Source organism: Caproicibacter sp. BJN0012 (assembly GCF_035986805.1).
Classification (GTDB): domain Bacteria; phylum Bacillota; class Clostridia; order Oscillospirales; family Acutalibacteraceae; genus Caproicibacter.
On record NZ_CP142518.1, the window covers coordinates 2,801,283 to 2,827,264 of the forward strand.

The 25,982-nt window shown below is 56.9% G+C and carries 24 protein-coding genes; 16 read left to right on the forward strand and 8 right to left on the reverse strand.

From position 1 onward, the window contains the following. Position 1: 1 nt before the first annotated feature. Positions 2-997: an asparaginase gene (locus tag VA597_RS13685; protein WP_128743414.1), complete on the forward strand. Its 996-nt coding sequence runs from the start codon at positions 2-4 to the stop codon at positions 995-997. Here the strand turns inward: VA597_RS13685 and VA597_RS13690 are convergent. Beyond that, entirely contained in the window at positions 984-2,801 is a 1,818-nt protein-coding gene (locus VA597_RS13690; protein WP_128743416.1) for a tetratricopeptide repeat-containing glycosyltransferase family 2 protein, read from the reverse strand. The two genes, VA597_RS13685 and VA597_RS13690, sit on opposite strands and share 14 nt — an antisense overlap. 72 nt (positions 2,802-2,873) lie before the next feature. On the opposite strand from VA597_RS13690, the gene VA597_RS13695 reads away from it, so the two are divergent. From VA597_RS13695 to VA597_RS13705, 3 genes are all read left to right on the forward strand, one after another. Beyond that, positions 2,874-3,080, forward strand: a complete 207-nt coding sequence (locus VA597_RS13695) for a hypothetical protein (RefSeq protein ID WP_128743418.1) — start codon at positions 2,874-2,876, stop codon at positions 3,078-3,080. 17 nt (positions 3,081-3,097) lie between these two features. Next, positions 3,098-3,448: a VOC family protein gene (locus VA597_RS13700; RefSeq protein WP_128743420.1), complete on the forward strand. Its 351-nt coding sequence runs from the start codon at positions 3,098-3,100 to the stop codon at positions 3,446-3,448. A gap of 165 nt (positions 3,449-3,613) precedes the next feature. Beyond that, entirely contained in the window at positions 3,614-3,841 is a 228-nt protein-coding gene (locus tag VA597_RS13705) for a hypothetical protein (RefSeq protein ID WP_128743422.1), read from the forward strand. A 203-nt stretch (positions 3,842-4,044) separates the two neighbouring features. Here the strand turns inward: VA597_RS13705 and VA597_RS13710 are convergent, their stop codons facing one another. Together VA597_RS13710 and VA597_RS13715 are read right to left on the reverse strand one after the other, a co-directional pair. After that, complete coding sequence (locus VA597_RS13710; protein ID WP_164919075.1) at positions 4,045-4,827, reverse strand: zinc dependent phospholipase C family protein; 783 nt, start codon at positions 4,825-4,827, stop codon at positions 4,045-4,047. 106 nt (positions 4,828-4,933) lie between these two features. After that, positions 4,934-6,727 (reverse strand): EAL domain-containing protein, encoded by a 1,794-nt coding sequence (locus VA597_RS13715; RefSeq protein WP_326974758.1) that lies wholly within the window; start codon positions 6,725-6,727, stop codon positions 4,934-4,936. A 157-nt stretch (positions 6,728-6,884) separates the two neighbouring features. On the opposite strand from VA597_RS13715, the gene VA597_RS13720 reads away from it, so the two are divergent. Together VA597_RS13720 and VA597_RS13725 are read left to right on the forward strand one after the other, a co-directional pair. Beyond that, a complete protein-coding gene (locus tag VA597_RS13720) occupies positions 6,885-8,618 on the forward strand; it encodes a methyl-accepting chemotaxis protein (protein ID WP_326974759.1) in 1,734 nt (577 codons plus the stop codon). A gap of 74 nt (positions 8,619-8,692) precedes the next feature. Then, positions 8,693-9,169, forward strand: coding sequence for a metal-dependent transcriptional regulator (locus VA597_RS13725; RefSeq protein ID WP_128743429.1), 477 nt, complete (start codon positions 8,693-8,695; stop codon positions 9,167-9,169). A 90-nt stretch (positions 9,170-9,259) separates the two neighbouring features. Here the strand turns inward: VA597_RS13725 and VA597_RS13730 are convergent, their stop codons facing one another. The 5 genes from VA597_RS13730 to VA597_RS13750 form a co-directional block, all read right to left on the reverse strand. Next, complete coding sequence (locus tag VA597_RS13730) at positions 9,260-9,631, reverse strand: DUF134 domain-containing protein (RefSeq protein ID WP_128743431.1); 372 nt, start codon at positions 9,629-9,631, stop codon at positions 9,260-9,262. A 77-nt stretch (positions 9,632-9,708) separates the two neighbouring features. Further along, positions 9,709-11,046: an MATE family efflux transporter gene (locus tag VA597_RS13735; RefSeq protein WP_128743433.1), complete on the reverse strand. Its 1,338-nt coding sequence runs from the start codon at positions 11,044-11,046 to the stop codon at positions 9,709-9,711. 239 nt (positions 11,047-11,285) lie between these two features. Next, a complete protein-coding gene (locus VA597_RS13740; protein WP_326974760.1) occupies positions 11,286-12,467 on the reverse strand; it encodes an iron-containing alcohol dehydrogenase in 1,182 nt (393 codons plus the stop codon). 136 nt (positions 12,468-12,603) lie between these two features. Continuing rightward, positions 12,604-13,533, reverse strand: coding sequence for a pseudouridine-5'-phosphate glycosidase (locus VA597_RS13745; RefSeq protein ID WP_128743437.1), 930 nt, complete (start codon positions 13,531-13,533; stop codon positions 12,604-12,606). An 18-nt stretch (positions 13,534-13,551) separates the two neighbouring features. Next, the gene (locus VA597_RS13750) at positions 13,552-14,667 is read right to left on the reverse strand and encodes a PfkB family carbohydrate kinase (RefSeq protein ID WP_128743439.1); all 1,116 of its coding nucleotides are present in this window, start codon (positions 14,665-14,667) and stop codon (positions 13,552-13,554) included. Between the two features lie 204 nt (positions 14,668-14,871). Here VA597_RS13750 and VA597_RS13755 point away from each other — a divergent pair, with 204 nt between their 5' ends. From VA597_RS13755 to VA597_RS13800, 10 genes are all read left to right on the forward strand, one after another. Then, positions 14,872-15,570 carry a Crp/Fnr family transcriptional regulator gene (locus VA597_RS13755; protein ID WP_128743440.1) on the forward strand — a complete coding sequence of 233 codons (699 nt, stop codon included), beginning with the start codon at positions 14,872-14,874 and terminating at the stop codon, positions 15,568-15,570. A gap of 59 nt (positions 15,571-15,629) precedes the next feature. Continuing rightward, positions 15,630-17,135 carry a YjjI family glycine radical enzyme gene (locus tag VA597_RS13760; protein WP_128743442.1) on the forward strand — a complete coding sequence of 502 codons (1,506 nt, stop codon included), beginning with the start codon at positions 15,630-15,632 and terminating at the stop codon, positions 17,133-17,135. Continuing rightward, positions 17,132-17,968: a YjjW family glycine radical enzyme activase gene (locus tag VA597_RS13765; protein WP_128743444.1), complete on the forward strand. Its 837-nt coding sequence runs from the start codon at positions 17,132-17,134 to the stop codon at positions 17,966-17,968. Before VA597_RS13760 ends, VA597_RS13765 begins: the two co-directional genes overlap by 4 nt. Before the next feature lie 128 nt (positions 17,969-18,096). Further along, positions 18,097-19,089, forward strand: a complete 993-nt coding sequence (locus VA597_RS13770; RefSeq protein ID WP_128744331.1) for a LacI family DNA-binding transcriptional regulator — start codon at positions 18,097-18,099, stop codon at positions 19,087-19,089. A gap of 15 nt (positions 19,090-19,104) precedes the next feature. After that, positions 19,105-20,274 (forward strand): phosphopentomutase, encoded by a 1,170-nt coding sequence (locus tag VA597_RS13775; protein WP_128743446.1) that lies wholly within the window; start codon positions 19,105-19,107, stop codon positions 20,272-20,274. Between the two features lie 53 nt (positions 20,275-20,327). Next, positions 20,328-21,044, forward strand: coding sequence for a purine-nucleoside phosphorylase (deoD, locus tag VA597_RS13780; protein ID WP_128743448.1), 717 nt, complete (start codon positions 20,328-20,330; stop codon positions 21,042-21,044). A 139-nt stretch (positions 21,045-21,183) separates the two neighbouring features. Then, the gene (locus tag VA597_RS13785; protein WP_128743450.1) at positions 21,184-22,269 is read left to right on the forward strand and encodes a BMP family ABC transporter substrate-binding protein; all 1,086 of its coding nucleotides are present in this window, start codon (positions 21,184-21,186) and stop codon (positions 22,267-22,269) included. Positions 22,270-22,369: 100 nt separating this feature from the next. Beyond that, positions 22,370-23,920 carry an ABC transporter ATP-binding protein gene (locus VA597_RS13790; RefSeq protein WP_128743452.1) on the forward strand — a complete coding sequence of 517 codons (1,551 nt, stop codon included), beginning with the start codon at positions 22,370-22,372 and terminating at the stop codon, positions 23,918-23,920. Next, positions 23,895-25,022, forward strand: a complete 1,128-nt coding sequence (locus VA597_RS13795) for an ABC transporter permease (RefSeq protein ID WP_128743454.1) — start codon at positions 23,895-23,897, stop codon at positions 25,020-25,022. Before VA597_RS13790 ends, VA597_RS13795 begins: the two co-directional genes overlap by 26 nt. Beyond that, on the forward strand, positions 25,012-25,938 hold the full coding sequence (locus VA597_RS13800; protein ID WP_128743456.1) for an ABC transporter permease: 927 nt from the start codon (positions 25,012-25,014) through the stop codon (positions 25,936-25,938). The genes VA597_RS13795 and VA597_RS13800 overlap by 11 nt, the downstream gene beginning before the upstream one ends. Positions 25,939-25,982: the final 44 nt, after the last annotated feature.

The window sequence follows — 25,982 nt, forward strand, 5'->3', positions numbered from 1 at the left end:
TATGAAAAAAATTCTCCTGCTGACTACGGGCGGCACGATCGCCTCCGAACCGACCGAAGAAGGTCTGGCGCCCGCAATGGACGGAAACCAATTCGCGGCCTACCTGAGCGGGCTGGCCGCGAATCATCGGATACAAATCGAGAATCTGTATCAGCTGGACAGCTCCAACATCCAGCCGGAGGAATGGCAGGGAATGGCAAGGGCCATTGCCGGTGCCTTCTGCCGCTACGACGGTATTGTCATAACACACGGGACGGACACCATGGCATATACCGCATCCGTTCTGTCCTATATGCTCCGCAACATTCCGATTCCTGTCGTGCTGACCGGCTCACAGCTCCCGATCCGGCATCCGCTGACCGACGGAATCGAAAATCTGCGCTGTGCGTTTGCCATGGCGGCCAGCGGCAGAACGGGCGTTTTTGTGGCCTTTGACCGCAAAATCATTCTGGGAACACGGGCGGTCAAGGTGCGCACCACGGGATTCGACGCTTTCGAAAGCGTGAATTGTCCCTACGCCGCCATTGTGGATTCCACGGGACTGAACCTGAATGAAGCCGTCCTGCAAAAGCCTTCTGGAAATTTTCAGCTGATGGACGGCCTCTGCGACAGCGTGATCCTGGTCAAGCTGACGCCGGGGCTGAATCCGGAAATTTTCGACATGCTGCTCAAAATGAAGTACAAGGGGATTGTGATCGAAGCGTTCGGAGCGGGCGGACTGAATTTTGTCCGCCGCGATCTGATCTCCAAACTTCATAAAGTCGTTCAGTCCGGCATCACCGTTGTCGTATGCAGCCAATGCCTGTACGAACGGAGCGACTTCACCATTTATCAGGCGGGGCAGAAAGCGCTGGAATCGGGCGTGCTGCAGGCCTACGACATGACGACCGAGGCCGCCGTCACAAAACTGATGTGGGCTCTCGGACAAACCGGCCGACCGGAAGAGATCAGGCGGATTTTCGCGACCTGCTATGCCGGGGAAGTCAGTCCCGCGTAGCCGCTCCGCTGCGGCCGCGTCCCTGCCCTGCCTCCGCGGCCCGGATCCGGCTCAGAATGGAAAAGCCCTCCGCGTCGACTTGATCCCCGGCGCAGATTGCCCGTTCCAATTCGTGAGAAGCGAGCTTCGCATAACCGTATTTACAATACAGTTTTCCAAGGCGGAGCAGGATACCGTCGCCCCGAATCGGCTTTAAAAGCTCCAGCGCCTTTAAAAATTCGTTCAGAAGGCCGGCCCGCAGCAGGATTTCCAACAGGCCGAAAAGGGAATCCAGATACTCTTGGGACACTTCTTCGCCCGCCGGAAGCGGCGCACAGGGTTCTCCCTTCAGCAGCGGGCGGAAGGCTGCTGCGACAAGACAATCCGGCCTCTCCAGTTCCGGCCCGAATTTCCCGGTATTCCGCCGGAGCTCCGCGGGGCCGAGGAGAACGCAGAGCTGGCGAAAGAAGGCGGCGCCGCTCGTCCGGCGGCAGGGGGCCGCTTCCAGGCAGCGGAACGCGCGCCGGTACTGCCCAAGAAAGAACCGGCAGATTCCCTCGCCGTAGCAGGCTGCGGGGCATTCCGGCGCCAATCGTTTCGCGCGGATGGAAAACTGCATGGCCTGGCGAAACATCCTCCTGTCGTAGAACAAGTCCGAAAGAATGAGCATCGGGCAGACGTCTTTTTCAGCCATTCTCAGGAGACGGGATTCCAGCCGGTCGGGCCCGCAGCCTTCCTCTTGGAGAAGGTTGATCATACGGGAAAAGGCCTCCCGGTCATTGGGATTGCACCGGATTGCCTCGCGGCAGTGACGCAGGGCCAGCTTCCGCTCGCCGAGCCGCTCATACAACGCGGCAAGCCGGTCGTGGGGTTTAAAGGTGGATACGCCGAGCACGCTGTTTCCGTCGGGCGGAGGCGGTCCCATACGGACACACTTCCGATAGGAACGGATGGCTTTTAATAATTTTCCGTGCCGCTGAAACATGCTTGCCCGGAGATACTCGAAATCCGGCAGTTCCGGGTAAAGGGCGAGGCCCTCCTGAATGTAGCGGCACTGTTCCCCGGTTCGTCCGAGCTGCTCACAGCACAGAATCATCCGGGTCAGCAGCATGGAGCCGTACCCCAGCGACGGCTCCAGCGTCCGGTAGCTGTCGCGGTAGCAATCCATCGCCTCTTCCGCTTTCCCAACGGTCAGATATTCGTTCCCCAAATTGAACTGCATAAAGCCGTTTTCCGGATCATCCTCCAATTCCCGCCGGATCAGCTCGATATTCCGGCGGTGTTTTTCTTTCTTTTCGATTTCAGAAGATAAATACCCGTAATGATAAAACCTGATCTCCGTGGCGGTCATGCCCGGCGGCCCCCCCGCCCCGGTAAGCTGTTCATGCACGCGGCCCCTGTAAAAATAGCCCCTCCCATTCCGGATCAGCCGGACGGTCATCGTGACCAGAATATTGCTGCAGTCCGCGCGGTCCCCGGAATAGCTCAACGTTCTTCCGCAGTAGACCTCAGAGGCTCCGTCCGGATCCCGGACCAGCTCAAGCAGGGCTCCCCGGTCCCCGGGTTCCAGCTCATCGTCCGCGTCCATTATCAAAATCCAGGTTCCGGTCGCTTTGGACAGCGCGAAATTCCTTGCCTCCGAAAAGCTGCCGCTCCAAGGCCGGCGGAACACTTTCGCTCCATAGTGCCGGGCGATCGGCACCGTACGGTCCGTGGACCCGGTGTCCACCAGGATGATTTCGCCGACAAGGCCCTCTATGCTGTCCAGACACCTGACCAGATTTTCTTCCTCGTTCTTCACAATCATGCAAAGGCTGACTGACATAGCAAGACCTCCGTTTTTGTCGGATTCCGCGGGTTGAACTGCTTTCTACTCTGTATAGTAAGATTTTGACTCATGGAACGTGACAACGGATTTGGGTTCGCGCGCCACCCACTGACGGCGGAGCAGAGGATTCGCGGCCGGCAGTCAAACAGCATACGGGAAATTGATTTTTTCAACAAATGCTGTTATAATGAACCGTCGCTTCAAACGGTGGCCCTGCCGGCGGAAAAGCGCAACCGTTGCCGCGGCCGTATCCTGGACGGGGATGAAATAAAATAAAAAAGGAGAATACGGCATTGAAGAATTTGGGATTTAAAGTCAGACATATTGGGCTGAACATGCAGGATGAGCCGGAAGCCAAAAAAACGGCGGACCTGCTGCTGGACCTTTTTGGCTTTGAGGAATCAGAAACTCCGATTTCTATTTTTTCGAGTCCGGAAATTGAAGTTATGAAGAAAAAGGGAGCGGGACGGCTCGGTCACATCGCGATTGAAACCACGGATATCGGGGAAGCCCGAAATTACCTTGCCTCAAAAGGCATCGAATTCGATGAAAATTCGGCTGCTTATTTTGACGGCGGCAAACTGAAATTGATTTATCTCAAAAACGATATAGCGGGATTCGCATTTCATCTCGTTCAAAAATAAAAAGCGGACACAATCTCAAAATCCGAACGGTTCCGGTTCTATTAAAATTGTTTTTCCTGTCATTCATGGAAATAAATTCTTAAAAAAATTAAAGGTGTCGGAATAGAATGGGAAAAAACGGTATAAAATGATGATAATGATATTTTAATATAAGGAGGAATTTCCATGCCTCGCGGCCGCAGAACCGGAGCCGACTCGATCGGCGAACAGATTGAGAAAATTGACAGCGAGATCGAAACGTACAAACAAAAGATTTCACTTGCGCGTGAAAAGAAAAAGTCCCTTTTAGCCAGGAAGGAAAAGGAGGAAATCTCCGAATTATATCAGGCCGTCAAGACCAGCGGCAAAACAGCGGGTGAATTTTTAGATACGCTGAACAGCCGGACGAAATAAGCGAAGACCTTTAAAGCCTGAGGAGATTTCAGACCGGCAATAAAAGTGAAAAGTTAAATCAATCATATGGAATCGAATTAAAAAAGAAAGACAAAATGCAAAAGGCGCATGGAAATAATTCCATGCGCCTTTTGTTCCTTTTCAATAATAAATCCGGCTGCAAAAATCCCCCGCCGAACCTTTGCGGGGGAAATCATGACATCTTATTCAAAATTCCTGGAAAAGCGGGCATTCAGCGGGGCGTTTCCGTCCACCGCGCTGAGAAAATTTTCAATCTGTTCCTGCGCCGTGGCCAAAGCGTCGGAAAACACGAAAAGCAGATGGTCCAGCGCCTGGGAACATTCCGGATCCGGCGCATCTCCCGCGACCAGTCCCTTTCCCTTCTTGGAAAACCCCGCGATAAAAATCAAAACCTTCAGCATCCGTTTCCATGTCTTTCTGGGTGAATAAAGAATAGAAAGACAGCACCGCATGGACAGCAGACTGCGGTCGAGCTGCCTGCGGACCGCATCCGGATAAAACGGCTCGGCACAGGCTGTGGCACCGCTCCCCTTCGGGATCAGCGGTTTCGGCGAAAAACGGTCCGGATCGATTTTCTGGCGGCGCATCAGCAGACGGTCAAACTCCGCTTCAATGGCGGCATGGGATAAACCGTCCTGCTGCATAAAATCTCGAATGACCGGATGGCAGCCGCTGTCGAGCGTAAAGTGACAGATAAAGCCGATTATGTAGGCAAGCCCGCCCTCGTCGCCGTCTTCCCGAAGGACGCAGACCGCGTTTTTCAGAAAGCCGGAGGCCGGTTCCCAATGGATCTTTACTCCCGTGACCGGCTTTCTCCGCAGAGGATGATAGTAGAACAGGAGATCCGGGCCCTGAAGGCCCAGAAGATATTCTTCCTTATGATTTTCGATCACGTGAGTCAATTCCTCAGGAAGCAGATCCTTAACCTTCAGTCCAAACAAAAAATGCGCGTAAAGTCCAGGCAAGCTCTTCCCTCCCCCCGTTTTGGACTCAACAATAAATTGATTATACACTAAATATATTAATTTTGCATTAATTTTTTAAAAAGGATAAAATTGTAATTTTAATAAATTACAGCCAGAAAATGCTGTCACCTTTTTGCTGCTTGCTTTTTTTCTTTAATCTTGCAAGCTCCTCCGTCAGTTCCAGCCGGTCCCGGAACCGCGAGCCTTGATCCCGGATCCCCGCCACCGACAGCGAGATCAGCGGAAATTTTTCTTTTCTCCCCCTGCGGTTCTCCGCCGAGATATATCCGTTCTGCACGTCCTGGGCGTTATAGAGTTCCAAAACCTCCGTATGGAAATCCCTCACGACCTGTCCGCAGTATTCCTCGGCCGTTTCGCACTGCGTCACAACGACAAAATCATCCCCGCCCACATGCCCGGCAAACTGGTCGGGGGGCAGATGCCGCTGCAGCACCTCCGCGAGCAGCCTGATCACGGAATCCCCGTTTTCGAATCCGTAGACGTCGTTATAGGCCTTGAAGTTGTCAATATCAAAATATATCACACAGTACGGCTTTTCACAGGCCAGGCACTGGTCAATTTTATGTTCGATCACCACATTCCCGGGCAGACCTGTCAGCGGATTCTGGTATTTGGCGTTGACGACTTCGATTTCCGTCGTCTTCTGAAGGAGGTCCTTGATGGTGACCGTCCCAAGGTATTTTTCATCGCGGGTGACAACGATGAAATCATACAGCTTATCCGGCGTCCGGGACATGGCCGCGTTGGAGACGGCATTGATCGGCGTGCAGCAGTCCACGGACAGAAAACGGGTATCCATCAGAAAGGAAATGGGTTTCTTCTGGTGAAGGCTGAACCCGTACCTGCCGCTGAGCTGCAGGACGAGATGCGACTTTGTCACAACGCCCAGGACTTTCCCGTCCTTCACCACGCAGCAGCCGAACGCGTCAAGATCGTCTTTCAGCCTGTCGAAAACCGCCTCGACTTTCATTTCGGGCGGAATCGTTTCCGTCGGCGTGCAGATATTTGAGATATAGATATTGCTGGCCTGTGTGCCGAGGATATGCTTTTTTCTGCGGTTGAGCTCAAGAATCAGCTCCTTCGCGGCGGGTTCGGCTTCCCGGATCTGCTCGTCCGGCCTGCACAGAAAATATCCCTGCGCATACTGGACGCCGAGGTCCACCAGCGTCTCCAGCTCGCGCCGCGTCTCAACGCCCTCCGCAATCAGATCGATGCCCGCGGTCCTTGAGAGCTCCGCCATGCTTTTGACAAGGGCATAGCGGATGTTGTCGCGGTCGATACCGCGGACCAGGCTCATGTCCAGCTTGATATAATGGGGGCGGATGCTGCCGATCAGGTTCAGCCCGGAATAGCCCGCCCCCGCATCATCCACCGCGATATGGTAATTCTGTCCCTTGTAGTGTTCCACCGTTCCGACAAATCCCTGCATATCGGACACCGCATTGCGTTCCGTGATCTCAAAAATAATATTTTCCGGCCGGATTCCGTATTGCTCCAGATATTTGTGGGTGAACCCCTGGCGGAATTTTTCGTCGTGCATCACGTTCGGATTTACATTCAGAAACAGTTTCTTCCCAAGGACCGCGTATTCCAAATCCAGATAAGCGGTCCTCAAAGCCGTGGTTCTGCATAAAAGCTCCAAATCCCACAGGCGTTCGCTTTCTCCCGCCGCCTGGAACAGCTGCTCCGGATCGGATATGCCCGTTTCGCAGGTCATTCTGCTCAGCGCTTCATGGCCCAGCACGGAACCGTCCTTCAAAGAGACGATCGGCTGAAAAACAGTTTTAATGCAGCCCCCGTCGATAATATGGTCAAGATCCTGCCTGTGCTTTGAGTCCACTCCGATTCCCCTTCTTTCCCTGTATCGCGCGCTCTGCATCCATTATAATTTCCCGTCATATTTTTCCTGTTAACCGGATGTAAAATGAAGGTTAAACCTCTTTTTAAATTATTTACATGCTCTGAACAAGGCTCTAACAGACTGGTCCATCGAAAGCGCTATACTAGTTGCAGAAAAAAACGAAGGAGCATCACACATGAGAAAAGAGGCCGCAAAAAAGAAAAAGCGCGGCATCGCCCGGAAACTGATTCTCGCCTTCTGCGCTGTCTCCGCCTGCTCCGCGGCCGTCGCCGCGATTGGCAGTCACGGTATGGCGCGCGCAAATTCAGCCGCAGAAGAAAGCATGCGGGTTGCGGAAAGGCTGCCGGCCGCCGCCCACGCCATGACCTGTCTTTCGCACATGGAATCTTCCGCGCGCGATGCGGTGATCAATTTCCATAATTCCGAACTGTTTGAATCGGACAAGGCCTCCATTGACAAAAGCCGGAAAGATTATCAATCTTATGAATCGGAGCTGCTGCGGTCCGCCGGCTCCCCCGAAGCCTCGAAAGAACTGACGGAGGCCGCGGAGCAATTCCGGAAAGCGTTTGATCCCAAAATCACAGACGCGATAAAAGCCGCCGACAGCAGCCAGCTGGCCCCGGCGGACACCCTGCTGCAAAACAGCATCGCCCCGGAGGAAACGATCCTGCAGCATTATCAGAACTTCATGGACCTTCAGAACCGGGCGTCCGCCGGGGCGGCGGCAGAGGAAAAACGGGTCTCTTTCTTTCTCTTTCTCCTCCAGGGCGTTTTTTCGCTGTGTGCCATCGCCGCGTCCCTGTGGTTCGGCATCCGTTTTTCCCGTTCCATCGGGCGGCCTCTGGGTTCCATCGCCGAAGCCGCGCGAAAATTTTCCAACGGCTCGCTGGACCTGCGCATTTCCTACGCCGGCAGCGACGAAATCGGAGATCTCGCCGATTCTCTGAACGCGTCGTTTCGGCGGCTGCAAAATTATGTTTCGGAAACCGCCGCTATTCTGCTGAATCTTTCGGAAGGGGATTTCACCGGAGCGGATATTCCGGACTTCCCCGGAAATTTCGCCCCTCTATCCGCTTCCATCAACAGCATCCGGGAAAAACTCAGCGCGTCCTTCTCCCAGATCGGCTCCTCGGCAGACCAGATCGGCGCGGGAGCGGCGCTGGTGTCGGAAGGCGCGCAGCAGGTCGCCCGCGGGGCCGAGGAGCAGAGCCGCTCCGTCGATCAGCTCACCGTTTCCGTCAACGGCATTCTGGAAAAATCGCGGGAAAACGCGGACGATGTCGCCAGGATTCTGAAGGACACCGGCGCCGCGCTGGAAAGCGTGGAGGAAAGCGACCAGCAGATGAAGCGGCTTCTTGCGCTGATGGAAGAAATCCGCGCCTCTTCCGAAAAGATGCGGCAGATTTTGGCGCAGATCGACTCGATCGCATTCCAGACCAACCTTCTGGCACTCAACGCGTCCGTCGAGGCCGCCCGGGTCGGGAGCGCCGGGCACGGTTTCACGGTCGTGGCACAGGAGGTGCGCGCTCTTGCGGAAAAAACGGCGGCGGCGGCAAAACAGACGGACATTCTGATTGAGGATTCCGTCCAAAAAATCGGGAACGGCTGTGAAAGGGCGGAAAAGACCGCGTCGGAACTGACAAAAACCGCCGGGAAATTCGCGGAAATCAACGAAAGCATCGGCAGGATCACGTCGGCATCCGAAGATCAGGCAAACAGCGCGGAACAAGCCGCGCTGTCCGCCGAGCAGGTCGGCGCAGTCATCCGCACGAACGCCGATCTGTCCTCCCGAAGCGCCGCCGCAGGTGAGGAGCTCTCCGGCCATGCGGAGCTGCTGAGAAAACTGCTCGCCCAGGTCCGCCTTCAGGGGGAGCCCGGCACCCGCGATCAGGGCAAAATTTTTTCCTGAGGCTAATGAAATGGTTCTGAATGAAGCGGGATCCTGAATATGATTGTAATACCTCACTAAAGGATCTGACCAGAATGGACCATGAGACGAACGCCGAATTCCGCACCTTCCGCGGATACCAGTTGATCAGCCAGAAAGAAGGCCAGCTGACACCCGCCATGGAGGATTACCTGGAGATGATCTTCCGCCTTTGCAGCAAGGACGGCTACACACGGGTCGGCAGGCTTTCCGAGCTGCTGCATGTCAAGCCGTCCTCCGCTTCCAAAATGATGATGAAACTCGCTGAAATGGGATATTTGAAATACGACCGATATGAAATCATCCTATTGACGGAGAAAGGGCGCAGCGCAGGAGAATACCTGCTGGACCGCCACAACACCGTCGAGCGGTTCCTTCTTCTTGCGGGCAGCAGCGAACCATTGGAGGAAACGGAATTGATTGAGCATTCGCTCAGTGAAAGGACCGTCTCCTGCCTTAAAATCCTTCTCGATTTTTTCGAGTCCGACACACAGTCCCGAAAGCGTTTTGCCGAATTCAAAGACAAACGATAGCTTGGCGGAAAACACCTCCCGACGTAGTTATGTTCCTACATCGGGAGGTGTTTTCTGCCGGCACGCCGGACAGGGCTCTGACACGGCAGTCTATCCTTTGGATTCCGTTTCGGTTCCGCAATCCGGACAAGACGGGCAGCACCTTCTCCGGCAGCCGCACAATTCCCCGTTGGAACACAAGCGGTAGTTTCCCCCGCCGATTTTCAGCGTCCTGCCGTTCACGATGCAGTCCGCCAGCTTGTGGCGGGCCTCCCCGTAAATTCTCTGTACCGTGGAGCGCGCGACGCCCATTTCGGCCGCGGCCTCTTCCTGGCTGAGCCCGTTCCAATCGATCAGCCGAATCACCTCGTACTCCTCCACCGTCATCAAAAGGGGATCCGCCGCATCGGTTCCGCCCTCGGGGCCAAACACGCTGACCTGCGGCATGCAGCAGACTCTCCTGCATTTTCTGGGCCTTGGCATCGTCCCACCTCCAAACCGGACCAAACATCTTACGATTCATGATATCATATCGCCCGTTTGTCAAAAAGCATCCGCTTTCAAATGACCCTCCTCTGTTTCCATTTCCCGCCGGAAAAACGGATGAGAAACACGAGGGAGCGGACAACCCAGTCGATATACATGGCGAACCAGGTTCCCGGCAGCCCAAGGCCCAGCAGGAGACTGAGAATATAGCTGAACCCGATTCGGAAAACCCACATGGAAAGCATGGAAGTCACCATGGTGAAACGGGCGTCTCCCGCGGCGCGCAAAGCGTTCGGAAGCGTAAAGGAAACAGGCCAGATCACCGCGTTGAACACCGCGAAACAAGTCAGGATCTGGGAGGCGCTGGCCGTCGCCGCAGCGCTGAGATGGAACACCCCGACGATCGGGCCGGCAAACAGGAACAGGGCGACATTGATCATGCCCATGGAGAGATAAGCCGCTTTCATCAGGCGTTTGGTATAAAAAACGGCATGGTCGTAATCCTCGGCTCCAACGCACTGCCCGACCACGGTAATCAGCCCGAGGCCGATGGCATTCCCCGGAATATTGGAAAAGCTGGAAACGCTGTTGGCAATGGCGTTGGCCGCGATGGCGGAAGTCCCAAATGTAGTGATCAGATTCTGCACCAGCAGCTTGCCAACCTGAAACATTCCGTTCTCCAGCCCGTTTGGAACACCGATCGCCAGGATCTTCCGTATCATGTCGGGATGAAATTCAAAACGAAAAATATTTTCGATAAAGATAAGGTTCTCTTTTTCCTTAATCAGAATCAGCATGAGCACGGCCGCAACAATCCGGGACAGCAGAGTGGCCGTGCCGGCCCCCGCCACGCCCCAATTGAACCCATAAATCAGAATCGCGTTGCCGACGATATTAATCAGGTTCATCAGGATGGAAACCACCATGGAAATGCGGCTGTTTCCCATCGACCGGTAGAGCGCGGCGCCAGCGTTATAAATGGCCATGAACGGATAAGACAACGCCGTGAGATAATAGTAGGTTTGCGCGTTTGACATCACGTCGGGCGCTATCCCGCCGAAAACGAACCGCAGGATCTGACGGCAGAAAATCACGGAGAGCACCGTGATTCCGGAGGCCATTGCCGTGATGGTATAAAGCAGCTGTTTGGCGGACCGGCAGGCGCCCTCCCGATTCTGGCTGCCGAGATACTGGGACGCCACAACAGCCCCTCCCGTTGCGAGAGCCGCAAAAATCTGGATCAGCAGCGTATTGACCGCGTCGACCAGCGAGATGCCGGATACCGCCGCCTCCCCGGAGGTCGCGACCATGACCGTATCGGCCATTCCAATCGTGACAGCAAGAAATTGTTCTATCACCAGCGGCCAGATCAGCCGCACCAGTTCCCTTTTGGAAAAAGGCTCTTTTTCCAAGTGATCGCTTTCCGTAATACCGTTTTCCCTTCAATATGTATTCTGCTTTTAACATATTTTTAATGTATTATAGCATAGACGCCACGGAAATCATAGTCGTATTTTTTACGCCTTACCATTTCCTGACGCAAACTCCGTTTTTCCGGCGCCAGTCCCGGATTCAAATATGATCTTCCCGGAAAAGGCAAGAGGCCCGCAGATCATCTCCCTGCGGGCCTCTGCTTTACATATATTTTAGTTCAATGATTTGCCAAACTGTAGATTTGATAAACATCACTGCGGTCCAGGACCCGGAAGCTGCCCACTTTGCGTTCCCCACGGAAAACGCACCGGTCGGCGAGCTCCCGAAGGGTCTCCTCCCTCTGCACGCCGATACCCAGGCCGGAGAAATCGATTGGCATGTTCAGGGATTTAAAATAGGCTACCGTCTTTTCTATCCCCTCCAGCGCAGCCGCCTCCGTGTCGGCGCCGGCTGCGTTCCAGACATTCCGGGCATAGCGGGCAAAGCGCTCCGGCTTGGAACGATAGCAATAATGCGCCCAGGAGCTCCAAACGGCGGACAAGCTGGCGCCGTGAGCCACGTCGAACATCGCGCTGAGCTCGTGTCCCAGCTGGTGCACCGCAAAATCTTTCAGGGCGCCCAGGCCGGTCAGATCGTTGTGAGACAGGCTGCCCGCCCACATCAGCTCGCTCATCGCCTGATAATCATCCGGGCGTTCCAGCGCCTTGGTCCCGTTGCGGATCACCACGCGCAGCAGCGCCTCCGCGATCTCATCCGTCAGCTCGTTCCCTTCCGTCGGAGTAAAATAACGGTCCAGCGTATGCATCATGATGTCCACGATACCGCAGGCAATCTGGTACTTTGGCAACGTGTACGTCAGCTCCGGGTCAAGGAACGCAAAGCGCGGACGGTTCAGTTCGTTGCTCAGTCCCCGCTTTTCGCCGGTGTCCCGATTGGTCAGCACGGCGGCTTCGCTGGCCTCGCTTCCGGACGCCGAAATGGTCAGGATGACGCCCACGGGCAGGCTGGCTTCCGGTTTTGCCTTCTGAAGCCAGAAATTCCAAAGATTTGTTCCGGGATTCGCGGCTCCGAGCGCAATTGCCTTTGCCGTGTCAATGACGCTTCCCCCGCCGACGGCCAGGATGAAGTCCGCTCCGTATTCCACGGCCAGACTCACGCCCTTTTCCGCAAGTTCCAGCCGGGGGTTCGGCTTCACGCCGCCGAGGCTCCGGTATGCCAGGCCCGCTTCCTCCAGCGCCCGGCCGACCTTCGCCAGCAGTCCGCTCTTTTCCGCGCTGTGTCCCCCGTATACCAATAAAATCTTTTTCCCGCCGAACGCCCGGATTTCAGCCGCGACATTCCGTTCGCAGCCGCGGCCGAACAACACCTTGGTCGGAGAATAATAAGTAAACCCGTTCATCGCTGTCTTTCCTCTCCTTGTGATACGAATGCAATATTTTCCATCAGCAATCTTGGCTAATGGTATTATAGCATTTTCTCACCAACATAGGAACAGCCCGGTCAGAAATGCAAAAGGCTCCCTCAGGGTCCTCTGCTTATCGTTCCAACCCGCACAGCTCACAGGCAACCTTCGCGCCCAGCTCGGCGTTGTTGTAGACGAGCCGGATGTTGGCTTCCAGGCTTTTTCCCCCTGTGATCTTCTGAATCTTGTCCAACAGATACGGGGTGATTTCCTTGCCCTTGATTCCAAGCCGTTTGGCTTCCGCGCAGGCTTCGTCGATGGAACGGCTGATGTAGCCGGGGTCCATGGCGTATTCCTCCGGAATCGGATTGGTCACCAGAAGTCCGCCGCCGAGGTTCATATCCTGCTTTGCGCGGCAGATGCGCGCCAGCTCATTCGGGGTCTCCACACGGTAATCCACCCGGAATCCGCTTTTCCTCGTAAAAAACGCCGGCAGTTCCTCGGTCCGGTAGCCGAGAACGGAAACGCCTTTCGTCTCGAGATATTCCAGCGTCAGCCCAAGGTCCAGGATCGATTTCGCGCCCGCGCAGACCACCATGACCGGCGTCCGGGCCAGTTCCTCCAGATCGGCGGAAATATCCATGGTAACTTCGGCCCCGCGATGAACCCCGCCGATCCCGCCGGTCGCAAAAACCCGAATTCCCGCCAGGGCCGCAACGATCATGGTGGCGGCTACGGTCGTCGCGCCGTCCCCCCCGCGCGCGGCCAGCACCGGCAGGTCCCTGCGGCTCGCCTTGGTCACCGCCAGTCCCTTTTTGCCGAGATAGGTGATCTCCTGTTCCGTTAAACCCGCGCGCAGTCTTCCCCCGATGACCGCGACAGTCGCCGGCACCGCGCCGTTATCCCGGATGATCTTTTCCACGTTCAGCGCCGTTTCCACGTTTTTCGGGTACGGCATTCCATGGGAAATGATGGTGGACTCCAGCGCCACGACCGGTCTGTTGTTTTCAAGCGCGTCTTTGACCTCCGGGGACACGGTTAAATATTGTTCAAGCGATTTCATTTGAATGAACTCCTTTTCTTATGATCTGGAATCAATGTGCGTTTTTTGTTCTTCCTGACTCCCCATCCGGTCCAAAAGGGCAGTCTCGTTCAAATCCGGGCTGACGGTCTGCGGGCTTTCGATACAGATGGCCGCGGCCGCCTGGCCCGCCCTGCCGCATTCGCGCAGCGAAAGCCCCCGCATCCAGCCCCAGGCCGCGGCGGCCATAAAGCTGTCGCCGACGCCCGTGCCGTTGACCGGTTTGGAAGGAGCGCATGGCAATTTGAAGCGTTCGCCGCGGTCCGCGCAGTAGACCCCGTCCTCTCCCAGCGAAAGAAACACCCGTTCCAGCCCCGTTTCGAGAAGGGCGGCGGCCGCCTGTTCCATCGACCGTTCATCCTCGATTTTTATTCCGCTGAGCAGCTCCGCTTCCAGCCGGTTCGGCTTGAGCGTGTGAATACGTCCGAGCAGGCCTGTGAGCTTGCCGGCCTTGGCAGCGGACACCGGGTCGCAGAAAATTGGGCAATGGACGTTTTCAGCGAGCCAGCGCACCGTCTCCGCAGTCAGGTTGGTATCCATGACGCACAGGGCGGCATTCTCGATCAGGTCCATCTTGGTCTTCAGGAATTCCGGCGTCAAGTGTTCATAAATCTGCATGTCGTTGACGGCCAACTCCATCTCTCCCTTCTCATCGGTCAAATAGAGATAGGTGGAGGTCGCCCCGCCCGGAACCGTCAGCGATCCCGAAAGATCGAGCCCCGCCCTGCGGCAGCCGTCCGCGATCTGCGCCGCATACGCGTCGTCGCCGAGCGCGGTGACGAGCTTCACCCCGGCTCCGAGCTGAGACAGACTGACCGCGATATTCCTGCCGACTCCGCCCGAGGACAGGATGACGCGGCCGGGATTGGAGTCCCGCCTGACCAGCGGCCGGAACGGCGTTCCGCCGATGTCGATGTTCGCCCCGCCGACCACAACGGCGTAAGGCTCCTGCTGAAGAATATAGCCCTTGCCGCGGATCAGCCCTTTTTTCATCAGGTTGGAAATGTGGACCGCAACGGAAGATCTTGTGATCCCGGCTTTTTGAGCCAGTTCCTGCTGTGAGATCAGCGGATTGCCTTCGATCCAGCGAAAGATCTGGCGCTCCCGTTCCGTCATTCTTTGCCCGCCTCCTTAACATATGCTTATGTCCATAATCTTATGTTTATATTACCAGGCGGCTGGCCTTCTGTCAAGTGCGGCACAAATGAATCAGACGCCGGGAACATTTAAAAAAACAGGACATATGTCCTTTTATTATGCCTTGAATCCGTTATAATAAGGATAGGCCACAAATTCATCCGGAATTCGGGGTGAAGCTCTATGGATCTTGCCGAATATCTAGCTTCGGAAAGCGACTCCTTACGGGCAAAACTTTCGCCGATCATGGATTCCTTTCCCGGCGGAGCGCCCGTATCTCCCGTTTCCCTCGATTCGGGAGACGCCCTGATCCGCGAGGGGGACCTCTGCGAAAGGGTTTCCCTTCTGCTGTGCGGCCGTGTTTCGGTGATCATCAGCCGCCCCCGCTTTTCCAGCTATACGGTGACGGATTTCAGGCCGTTCGAATTTTTTGGGGAATACGAGCTGCTCGCCGGAAGAAACCGCTACCTTGCGGAAGTGCGGGCCGTCTCCCCCTGCCGGTTTCTCACCTTTTCTTCTCAGGCTTATCTGCAGTGGGTGAAAAACGACCCGGAATTCTTTTTCGGCAGGGTCCGCAGCATTCTGGGAACTCTGCTGGACCAAACGGTCAACGAAAGGGCCCGGCATTTTCTGGATGCTTCCGGCCGGGTGATTCAGGTTCTGCTGCGCGCCTACGACACGAGAAGAGAGCCGCTGGAAGACGTCAGGCTGGACCTGACGCGCGCGGAAATCGCGGAGCGGACCGGCTGCAGCGTCCGCACCGTCAACCGGGTCGTCCGCGGCCTCGCGCAAAAGGGCTTTCTCTCTGTGACCCACGGCAAAATCAGGCTGAACGCCGCCCGGCGTCAGGCGCTTTTCAAAGAGTTTGACTCCCATTTGTGAAATTCATAAACGATAAGAAGACCGATTGTAATCCGGCAATACTGAATGGAGGAATCGCAATGTTCGACTCGGAGAATACCTACAAAACACTGACATCCCGCGAACTGACCCACGAGCAAAAGCTGATGGGGCTGGCAAAATGCGCGGAAAACGCGCTGGATGCGCTGAACATCCCTCCGCGGACAAAGCATTACTTTGAAACCGGCGCGATCAACGATTTGTTTGAAGGTGGCGCCCCCTACCGTCCGCGCTATATCCTGCCCGACTACGGGCGCTTCGTGCGTCAGGGCAGCGAATTTTTAAAGCTGGACCCGCCGAAGACGCTGGATGAGCTGCTCTTTTCGCTGATGATTCTTTACCGCCACGTCCCGTCCATCACCAACTTTCCGGTTTATCTCGGCAGCCTCGACAGGCTGATCGGCCCGTTCCTCGAGGGACATCCCGACGAGGAGGTCTGTGAGAAGCTCCGCCTGTTCCTCACCTATCTGGACCGGACGATCACGGATTCGTTTTGTCACGCGAACCTGGGACCGGAGGAGTCGCGCGCCGGACACCTGATTCTGAAAGTGGAGCGGGAACTCCAGAACACCGTCCCAAACCTGACGATCAAATATGATCCTTCCGTCACCCCCGATCCTTTTATGGAAGAGGCAATCCAATGCTCGCTCCGGTGTTCCAACCCCGCCGTTTGCAACGACCCGGCGAACCGCGCCCCGTTTGGGGAACGCTACGGCGTAGCGAGCTGCTACAACATCCTGCCGGTCTGCGGCGGCGCCTACACGCTGACCCGCGTCACGCTGACCGAGCTGGTGAAGGAGGCCGAAAGCGAGGAGCATTTTCTGAACACGCTGCTGCCGGAGTGCCTCCGCCTGATCGCGGATTACATGAACGAGCGCATCCGTTTCATCGTGGAGCAGTCCGGATTCTTCGAATCCAACTTTCTGGTGCGCGAGGGTCTGATCTCGAAGGACCGTTTTCTGCCGATGTTCGGCGTGACGGGAATGGCGGAATGCGTCAACACGCTGATGAAGGAAAAAGGCAAGATCTATGGGCGGGACAAGGAAGCCGACGACCTCGCGAAAAGGATCATGGACCGAATCCGGGAGCTTGTGGACGGCTATGAAGCGGCTTATTCCCCGCTGACCGGCGGAAAATTCCTGCTGCACGCGCAGGTCGGGCTCGACAGCGACCTCGGCATCACCTCCGGCGTGCGCATCGCGATCGGCGACGAGCCGGATTCTTTCGCGGATCACCTGCGCCACTGCGCGCGGTTCCACCGCTACTTCCCCGCCGGCGTCGGCGACATCTTCCCGATCGCGGACAATGTGAAACAGAACCCCGCCGCGCTTCTCGACGTCGTCAAGGGCGCGTTTTCGCTCGGCGTCCAGTATATGAGCTTTTACTCCGCCAGCACGGACCTGGTCCGCATCACCGGATACCTGGTCAAACGCAGCGAGATGGAAAAATACCGCAGCCATCAGGCCGTGCTTCAGAACACCACGCAGCTTGGTTCCGCGAGCTACGCGACCAACCATCTGGAAAAGCGAAAGGTGCGCATGGCATGACAAAGGCGCCCGTCAACAGGATCATCCCGTTCAGCACGGTGGACGGTCCCGGCAGCCGGACCTCCGTTTTCCTGCAGGGCTGCAATATCGCCTGCGGCTACTGCCACAACCCGGAAACGCAGCGCCTCTGCAATTCCTGCGGGGCATGCGTTCCGAAATGTCCCGCCGGGGCGCTCTCCCTGCGGGACAGCCGCATTATCTGGGACCCATCAAAATGCGTTTCCTGCGACACCTGCATCGCGGTCTGCCCAAACCGCGCGTCCCCGAAAGTCCGTGAAATGGATGCGGGGCAGGTCATGGCGGAGGTGGAAAAAAATATTCCGTTCATCCGCGGCGTCACGGTTTCCGGCGGGGAGTGCATGCTGTACCCGCAGTTCCTGACCGAATTCTGCACGCTGGCCAAAGGGCGCGGCCTTTCCTGCCTGCTGGACAGCAACGGCACGGCCGCCTTTTCCGATTTTCCGGAACTGATGAAAGTCTGCGACGGCGTCATGCTGGACGTCAAGTCCTGGTCGCCGGAGATTTTCCACAGTCTGACGGGCGGGGACAATGCCGCCGTCAAAGAAAATCTGCGGTTTCTTTCAAGCCTCGGAAAGCTGGAAGAGGTCCGCATCGTCTGCCTCGACGGGCATGTGGACACCGAAGCCGCGATCCGCGGCATTGCCGAAATGTTCGGGCCGGAAACTATCCACACCCGCCTCGTCCTGATTCCGTTTCGGCCGTTCGGCGTGAAGGGAAAATACGCTTCCCTCTCCTCCCCCTCCCCGCAGCGGATGCAAAATCTGCGCGAGCTGGCAGTCGGCGCCGGATTTAAATCAATCACAGTAAAATAGGGATTAAAACCTTCTGCAAAATAAATAAAAACATTGACATGCGCATTCCGATGATGTACAATATGTTCAGTTGAAACCGTTTTCAAATTTTATTTTCGGTTTCAGGCAGCTGAAAGAAGAAAGCTTTGGTGGTTTTTTTGGTCCATATCGGTGATGTCGCAAAATTGGCCGGTGTTTCTTCCGCCACCGTGTCGCGCGTGATCAACGGCACGGCAAAGGTTTCCGAAGAAAAAGCGCGCCGCGTGCGGAAGGCGATTGCTGAAACGGGTTTCAATCCCAATGAGATCGCGCGTTCCCTCTACAAAAAATCCTCCCGCATGATCGGGTATATCGTGCCGAGCATTCTCAATCTCTTCCTCAGTGAGATCGGCCGCGCGATCGAGGATGAAGCGTTCCGAAACGGCTATAAGCTCATCCTTTGCAACACGGACCAGAATCCGGAAAAGGAAGCCGCTTACATTAAAATGCTTTCCTCCATGAACGCGGACGGCATCATCATCACCGCGAACAACGAACATCTGGAAGAAGAACTGGAAAACTGCCGGCTGCCCGTTGTTGTGCTGGACAAAAGCGCGGGGGCGGGCTACACCGCCTCCGTTCAGTCCGATAACTACGGGGGCGGCAGGATTTCCACCGAGCACCTGGTCCGGTGCGGATGCCGGAAAATCGTGCTGATGCGCGGTCCCCAGCAATATTCCAGCAGTCAGCAGCGTTTTCTTGGCTATGTGGACGCATGCAACGAGCATGGAATTCAGCCGCTTTTCGTCGACAGCGGCTTCGATTACGCAGAAGGGCGGAGTTCGGCACGGGAGCTGTTCCGCCGCTTTCCCGACGCGGAGGGCGTCCTCGCCGTCAGCGACATGGCCGCGTTTTCCCTGTTCAAACTATTGCGCGAGCAGGGCCGCAGCGTTCCGGAAGACGTGATGATCGTCGGCTACGACGGTGTGGAACTGAGCGAACTGATGACGCCTGCCTTGACCACCGTGGCCCAGCCCATCGAGGCGATCGGGCGCAGGGCGGTGAGCCTGATTCTGGAACAGGTGGAAAACGGCCGTATCGAGCAGCGGGAGAACATTCTCCCCGTCGCGCTGAAGATACGCGAAACGACCAAACAACTTTGACAAAGGAAGCGGCTTATGGGTAAAAGAATTTTTTTGATCGTACTGGACAGTGTCGGCATCGGGGCGGAACCGGACGCCGCGGAATACGGGGACGAGGGCAGCAATACGCTCGCGGCCTGCGCGAAGAGCGCCGACTTTGCCATGCCGAACATGCAGCGGCTGGGACTCTTCAATATCGACGGGGTCGCCTGCCGTCCCGGCGCGGAGAAACCGCAGGGCGCGTTCGCCCGCCTCCGTGAAATTTCCAAGGGCAAGGACACGACCATCGGCCACTGGGAAATTGCCGGAATCGATTCTCCAAAGCCGCTGCCGACTTATCCGAACGGTTTTCCTCCGGAGGTGATCCGGGCATTCGAGCAGGGGACCGGCCGCCGTTCGCTTTGCAACAAGCCTTATTCGGGCACCGACGTCATCCGCGACTACGGGAAAGAGCACGTCGAAACCGGCGCGCTGATCGTCTATACGTCGGCGGACAGCGTGTTTCAGATCGCCGCGCACGAGTCGGTCGTCCCGCTGGAAGAATTGTACCGGGACTGTAAAATCGCGCGCGGAATTCTCACGGGGAAGCACGGCGTCGGCCGCGTGATCGCCCGTCCGTTCGTCGGGGAATATCCCAATTTTACGCGCACCTCGAACCGCCACGACTTCTCCATTGAGCCGCCGAACACGACCATGCTCGACCAGCTTTCGAAAAACGGCCGCGACGTGATCGCGGTCGGCAAAATCAACGATATTTTCGCCGGAAAAGGGATTGGCGAGGCAATTCGGACAAAAGATAACCCTGACGGCATTGAGAGGACGATCGAACTGACGGGCCGCGATTTTGAAGGCCTGTGCTTTGTCAATCTGGTGGATTTCGACATGCTTTACGGCCACCGCAACGACGTGGAAGGCTACGCGAAGGCCCTGTCCTGTTTTGACCGGAAACTGCCGGAAATTCTGGCGGGCCTTCGCCCTGACGATCTTCTGATGATTACCGCCGACCACGGCTGCGATCCGTCCACCCCCAGCACCGACCACTCGCGGGAGTACATCCCCTGGGTCGTCTGCGGAAAGCCGGTCCGCGCAGGGGCAAATCTCGGCACGCTGCCGACGTTCGCGGATATCGGCTCGACCGTCCTCGATTATTTCGGGATCAAATCCGAGATCACGGGGACATCAAGGCTTGACAGAATTCTTGGATAAATTGACCGGATCCCGGGGCCGTTACGCGTCCCGGCGGAAACAGGAGGAGAATCATGCAAAACACACCGACGCCGCATAACGGCGCGAAGGCCGGGGAGATTGCAAAGACGGTGCTGATGCCCGGCGACCCGCTCCGCGCGAAATATATCGCGGAGCATTATCTTGAAAATTCAAAATGCTTTAACACCGTGCGCAATATGCTGGGCTACACCGGCACCCGGAATGGAAAATCCATCTCCGTCATGGGCGGAGGAATGGGAATGCCGTCCGTCGGAATCTACACCTATGAACTTTTCCATTTCTATGACGTGGACAACATCATCCGGGTCGGCTCCGCCGGCGGGATCGCGGACGGCGTCCATGTGAAAGACATCGTCGCCGCGATGGGAGCTTGCACGGATTCCAATTACGCCGCCCAGTACCGGCTGCCGGGCACGTTCGCGCCGACCGCGGACTACGGCCTTCTGTCCCGCGCGGTTTCCGGAGCGGAGAAACTCGGCATCAGCGTGAAAGTCGGCAACGTTCTGTCAAGCGACGTCTTTTACGGGGACGACGAGAACGCGCTGAAATCCTGGAGAAAGATGGGCGTTCTCGCGGTCGAGATGGAAGCCGCCGCCCTTTATATGAATGCGGTCAGAGCCGGAAAGCACGCTTTATGCCTCCTTACCATCTCCGACTGTCCCTTCACCGGCGAGTCTCTTTCGGCGGCGGAGCGGGAAACGGGATTTACGCAGATGATGGAGCTTGCGCTGTCCCTCGCTTCATTTTAGTCATTTTTCGCGCCGATTTTCCTAAAAAAGTAAGTGATTTCTTATGCTACCGCCGCAAAATCTTGTGTTGTGCCGACAAAAAGAGTAATATCACTACTTGTGATATTCAAATATATCAAACACATTAGGAGGAATTTAAATGAAAAAGTTGGCAGCATTTCTGCTCGCGGCCCTGATGGCCGTTTCCGCGACGGCCTGCGGCTCGGGGGCGGCGTCCAGCAGCGAAGCGTCCAGCCAAGCGGCTTCCGGCGCGGGAAGCTCATCTGAGGCAGCCGCGAAAGAGTACAAAGTCCTGATGGTCACGGATACCGGCGGGGTCAACGACCAGTCCTTCAACCAGCTTTCCTGGGAAGGCCTGCAACAGCTCGCGAAAGATGTCCCCGGCGTAAAGCCCAATTACTCCGAGTCCAAGCAGGAATCCGATTACGGGACCAACCTTGACAAGGCCGCGGACGACGGCAACCAGCTGATCTGGGGCGTCGGCTTCGCGATGGCTGACGCGCTTGAAAACGCGGCCAAGCAGAATCCGGACATCAGCTACGCCATCATCGACAACGCCTACACCGAGGTCCCGTCCAATGTCACCTGCGTTGTGTTCCGCGCGCAGGAGCCCTCCTTCCTGGTCGGCTACATCGCGGGCAAGACCACAAAAGCCAACAAGGTCGGCTTTGTCGGCGGACAGAAGAGCGACGTCATCGACCAGTTTGAGTACGGCTACAAGGCCGGCGTGGAATATGCCGCGCACGAGCTGAACAAAAAGATTGAAGTCGTCTCGCAGTACGCGGAAAGCTTCGTCGACTCCGCAAAGGGCAAGGCCATCGCGAAATCCATGTACTCCGGCGGCTGCGACATCGTTTTCCATGCCGCGGGCAACGTCGGCGTGGGCGTGATCGAAGCGGCGAAGGAAGCGAACAAGTACGCCATCGGCGTGGATAAGGACCAGGCTTTCCTGGCCCCCAGCAATGTTCTGACTTCCGCCATGAAGCGCGTTGACAAAGCGGTCGAGCAGGTTTCCAAAGACGCGATCAACGGCACGGCAATCGGCGGCAAGACCTACAGCCTGGGCCTGACGGAAGACGGCGTCGGCATTCCGGAAGAGCACAAGCTGATGGGTGACGACACCTACAATGCGACCATCGCGCTGGAGCAGAAGATCAAGGACAAAACCATCGTGCCTCCGGCCAGCAAAGATGATTACGATGCATTCGTCAAAGCGCTGAAATAATCTCACAGACCCGGTTATCCTTTCCTTGCGGACGGGGCGTTCTTTTTGGGCGCCCCGTTCCTTGTGGGAATGAAGAATGGAAAGCAAGGGGGTTCCTGCCATGGAAGTCAGCACGGAATATGCGGTGCAGATGCACGGCATCACCAAACTGTTCGGCTCCTTTTGTGCCCTTGACCATGTGGATTTGGACGTAAAAAAAGGCTCCATCCACGCTGTTTTGGGAGAAAACGGCGCCGGAAAAAGCACGCTGATGAACATCCTGTACGGTCTGTATCAGGCCGATTCGGGTGAAATTTACTTAAACGGCGAAAAGGCGGCGATCAAAAATCCAAACGCCGCGATCGAGCATGGGATCGGCATGGTGCACCAGCACTTTATGCTGGTCGACAATTTTACCGTAACGCAGAATATTATCCTCGGCAACGAGGTCACCGGCAAATTTGGAATCTTAGATATGAAAAAGGCGCGCGGGGAAATTCTCAACATCGTGAAAAAATACGGGCTGGAAGTCGACCCGGACTCCAAAATCGAGGATATCTCCGTGGGGATGCAGCAGCGTGTTGAAATTTTAAAGGCTCTGTACCGCGGGGCGGACCTGCTCATCCTCGACGAGCCGACCGCGGTGCTGACTCCCCAGGAAATCGAAGAGCTGATCGGGATCATGCGCAGCCTGATCAGCGACGGGAAAACCATCATCATTATCACGCACAAGCTCAAGGAAATCAAAGCCTCCTCCAATGTCTGCACGATCATCCGGCGCGGGCACAAGATCGACACGGTTCCGGTCGCGGAAGTGGACGAGGAACAGTTGGCCACCATGATGGTCGGGCACGCCGTCAAGCTCGTCGTCGACAAAACGCCCGCCAAGCCGGGGGACACCATTTTTGAAATCGACCATCTGACGGTCAAAAACGAGCGCGGGCTGGAAGCGGTGCGCGATCTTTCCCTGAAAGTCCGGCGCGGCGAAATTCTGGGAATCGCCGGAATCGACGGCAACGGCCAGAAGGAGCTGGTGGAGGCGATCACCTGCCTGACCCGCGCGGAAAGCGGCACGATCACGATCGGCGGGGCCGAGATCCAGAATACGACGCCGCGGAACGTGATCGACCACAGGGTCTCCACGGTCCACGAGGACCGCCAGAGGCGCGGGCTCGTCCTCCCCTTTACAGTGGCGGAAAACACGGTGATCGAAAAATACCGCACCCCGGAGTTCAGCAGACACGGAAAAATCGACCGCTCCAGAATGGCCGCATACACCCGGCAGTTGATCGAGGATTACGACATCCGCCCGGCGGGCTGTGAAAACCAGCCGGTGCGCGGCTTGTCCGGCGGCAACCAGCAGAAGGTCATCATCGCGCGGGAAATTTCCAACGAGCCGGACCTGCTCATCGCGGTCCAGCCGACGCGCGGGCTGGACGTCGGCGCGGTCGAGTACGTGCATAAAATGCTGGTGCGGGAGCGCGACGCGGGCAGGGCGGTCCTTCTGATCTCCCTGGAGCTGGACGAGGTCATGAACGTCGCGGACACGATCGGCGTCATCTACGCGGGAAGCATCGTCGCTTCCTTCCCGCAGGGACAAGTGGACGAAAACACCATCGGACTTTTAATGGCGGGAGGCAGGATGAATGAAACTGGCAGCGAAAATACTTAAAAAACCGATCGCCTCGACGCTGATCGCCGTTCTGTTCGGATTTATCGTCGCCGCGGTCGTTCTGGCCGTCGCGGGCTACAATCCATGGCAGTCGTTCGGCGCTCTGTTTCAGGGAATCTTTGCAAGGCCGAAATACATTTCCAATGTCGTCATCAAGGCGACGCCGATCATTCTGACCGGCCTTTCCGTCGCGTTCGCCTTTCAGACCGGGCTGTTCAACATCGGCGCGGAGGGCCAGTACATCGCGGGAGCGTTGGCGGCCGTGCTGGTCGGCGTCAAGCTGGACCTTCCCGCTGTTCTTCAGGTCCCGGCGGTGGTGCTCGCCGGAGTGTTCGGCGGCACATTGTTCGGCTGGATCGTCGGATATTTAAAGGCAAAATTCGGCATTCATGAGGTCATCACCAGCATCATGCTGAACTGGATCGGCCTGTACCTTTCCAATTTTGTCGTTGCCTTAAAAGCATACCACATGCCGAACTCCACCAGCACCTACCCGGTCAATGAATCCAGCTACACCATGCTGCTGCCGAACTGGAAGACCTCCAAAGCCGGAATGGCGGCGCTGAAGCCGCACGAGTGGCTGTACGAGGTCATGCTGAAAACCGACGTGAATTTCGGGTTCCTGGCCGCAATTCTGATGGCCGCGCTGATCTGGTACCTGCTGTACCGTTCCACAAAGGGGTACGAGCTCCGCGCGGTCGGCTTCAACCGGGACGCCGCGGAATTCGCCGGGATCAACGTCAGCCGCAATATCACCGACGCGATGGTGATCGCCGGCGCCCTGGCGGGCCTGGCGGGCGCTCTGGCCATCACCGGAACGGCGCCGCACAAAATCTCCACGCTCGCGGCATTTGAGAACAACGGCTTCAACGGGCTTTCTGTGGCGCTGATCGCGGGGTCGTCCCCCGTCGGATGCGTCTTTGCCGGGCTGCTGTTCGGCGGTCTGCTGTACGGCGGGCAGAGCGTTCAGCAGGACGTGGGCGCGCCGACGGAAATCATCAACATCATGATCGGAACGATCGTATTTTTCGTCGCGCTGACCAAAGTGGTCCCCGTGCTTGCGGAAAAGCTGGAAAAGAGAGGTGCCGGACATGTTCAGTAAGCTGCTTCTGCTCATCGGCATTACCCTGATGTACTCCACCCCGCTGGTGTTCGGCGCGCTCGGCGGCGTGATTTCGGAACGCTCGGGCGTCGTCAACATCGGAATCGAAGGCATGATGACCATGGGCGCGTTCACCGGCGCCTCCGTCAGCTATTTCACCGGCAATCCCTGGCTCGGTTTTCTGGCGGCTGGCATCGCGGGCGCAATGGTCGCCCTGCTGCACGCGATCGCCTCGGTGACGTTCAACGCGGACCAGACGATCTCCGGCATCGCGATCAACCTGATCGGCCCGGGCTTTGCCCTGTTCTTCTGCCGCCTCCTGTTCAAGGACGCCACCATGACTCCTCCGGTGACGACGCTTCCGCGGCTGTTCGGGGAAGACGCCTTTGCGGGAACACCGGCCGCGAATCTGAATGTGGACGTCACGGTGGTATTCGGGCTGGCCGCCACCCTTTTTATCTGGTTTTTCCTCTATAAGACCAAGTGGGGCCTTCGCATCCGCTCCGTCGGCGAACATCCGGCGGCCTCCGACACTCTGGGCATCAGCGTCAGCCGGACACGCTATACCTGCGTTCTCACTTCCGGCGTCCTGTCCGGATTCGGCGGCGCATCGATGACCCTCGCGATCATTTCCCAGTTCAATCCGACCGCGATCAGCGGCCAGGGATTCATCGCCCTCGCGGCCGTCATTTTCGGGAAATGGACCCCGTACGGGGCCTACGGAGCCTGCCTGCTGTTCGGCCTCGCCCAGGCGCTCACCGTGGTTCTGGGCGGCAGCGACAGCGGGGTGGCGATTCCAAGCCAGATTCTTGCCATGCTGCCCTACATTCTCACCATCGTGGTGCTGATCCTGTTTGTCGGGCGCTCCGTCGCGCCGAAAGCGGACGGCCTGCCCTACGAAAAGGGTCAGAGATAAGCTCAGAGAAAGCGCACGGATATTGAGCGAACGCTTAATAGAAT

Coding starts and splice junctions, on each gene's coding strand:
- VA597_RS13685 (WP_128743414.1), top strand. CDS start 2: ATGAAAAAAATTCTCCTGCTGACTACGGGCGGCACGATCGCCTCCGAA.
- VA597_RS13690 (WP_128743416.1), bottom strand. CDS start 2,801: ATGTCAGTCAGCCTTTGCATGATTGTGAAGAACGAGGAAGAAAATCTG.
- VA597_RS13695 (WP_128743418.1), top strand. CDS start 2,874: ATGGAACGTGACAACGGATTTGGGTTCGCGCGCCACCCACTGACGGCG.
- VA597_RS13705 (WP_128743422.1), top strand. CDS start 3,614: ATGCCTCGCGGCCGCAGAACCGGAGCCGACTCGATCGGCGAACAGATT.
- VA597_RS13715 (WP_326974758.1), bottom strand. CDS start 6,727: ATGCAGAGCGCGCGATACAGGGAAAGAAGGGGAATCGGAGTGGACTCA.
- VA597_RS13720 (WP_326974759.1), top strand. CDS start 6,885: ATGAGAAAAGAGGCCGCAAAAAAGAAAAAGCGCGGCATCGCCCGGAAA.
- VA597_RS13725 (WP_128743429.1), top strand. CDS start 8,693: ATGGACCATGAGACGAACGCCGAATTCCGCACCTTCCGCGGATACCAG.
- VA597_RS13730 (WP_128743431.1), bottom strand. CDS start 9,631: ATGCCAAGGCCCAGAAAATGCAGGAGAGTCTGCTGCATGCCGCAGGTC.
- VA597_RS13740 (WP_326974760.1), bottom strand. CDS start 12,467: ATGAACGGGTTTACTTATTATTCTCCGACCAAGGTGTTGTTCGGCCGC.
- VA597_RS13745 (WP_128743437.1), bottom strand. CDS start 13,533: ATGAAATCGCTTGAACAATATTTAACCGTGTCCCCGGAGGTCAAAGAC.
- VA597_RS13750 (WP_128743439.1), bottom strand. CDS start 14,667: ATGACGGAACGGGAGCGCCAGATCTTTCGCTGGATCGAAGGCAATCCG.
- VA597_RS13755 (WP_128743440.1), top strand. CDS start 14,872: ATGGATCTTGCCGAATATCTAGCTTCGGAAAGCGACTCCTTACGGGCA.
- VA597_RS13760 (WP_128743442.1), top strand. CDS start 15,630: ATGTTCGACTCGGAGAATACCTACAAAACACTGACATCCCGCGAACTG.
- VA597_RS13765 (WP_128743444.1), top strand. CDS start 17,132: ATGACAAAGGCGCCCGTCAACAGGATCATCCCGTTCAGCACGGTGGAC.
- VA597_RS13775 (WP_128743446.1), top strand. CDS start 19,105: ATGGGTAAAAGAATTTTTTTGATCGTACTGGACAGTGTCGGCATCGGG.
- deoD (WP_128743448.1), top strand. CDS start 20,328: ATGCAAAACACACCGACGCCGCATAACGGCGCGAAGGCCGGGGAGATT.
- VA597_RS13785 (WP_128743450.1), top strand. CDS start 21,184: ATGAAAAAGTTGGCAGCATTTCTGCTCGCGGCCCTGATGGCCGTTTCC.
- VA597_RS13790 (WP_128743452.1), top strand. CDS start 22,370: ATGGAAGTCAGCACGGAATATGCGGTGCAGATGCACGGCATCACCAAA.
- VA597_RS13795 (WP_128743454.1), top strand. CDS start 23,895: ATGAAACTGGCAGCGAAAATACTTAAAAAACCGATCGCCTCGACGCTG.
- VA597_RS13800 (WP_128743456.1), top strand. CDS start 25,012: ATGTTCAGTAAGCTGCTTCTGCTCATCGGCATTACCCTGATGTACTCC.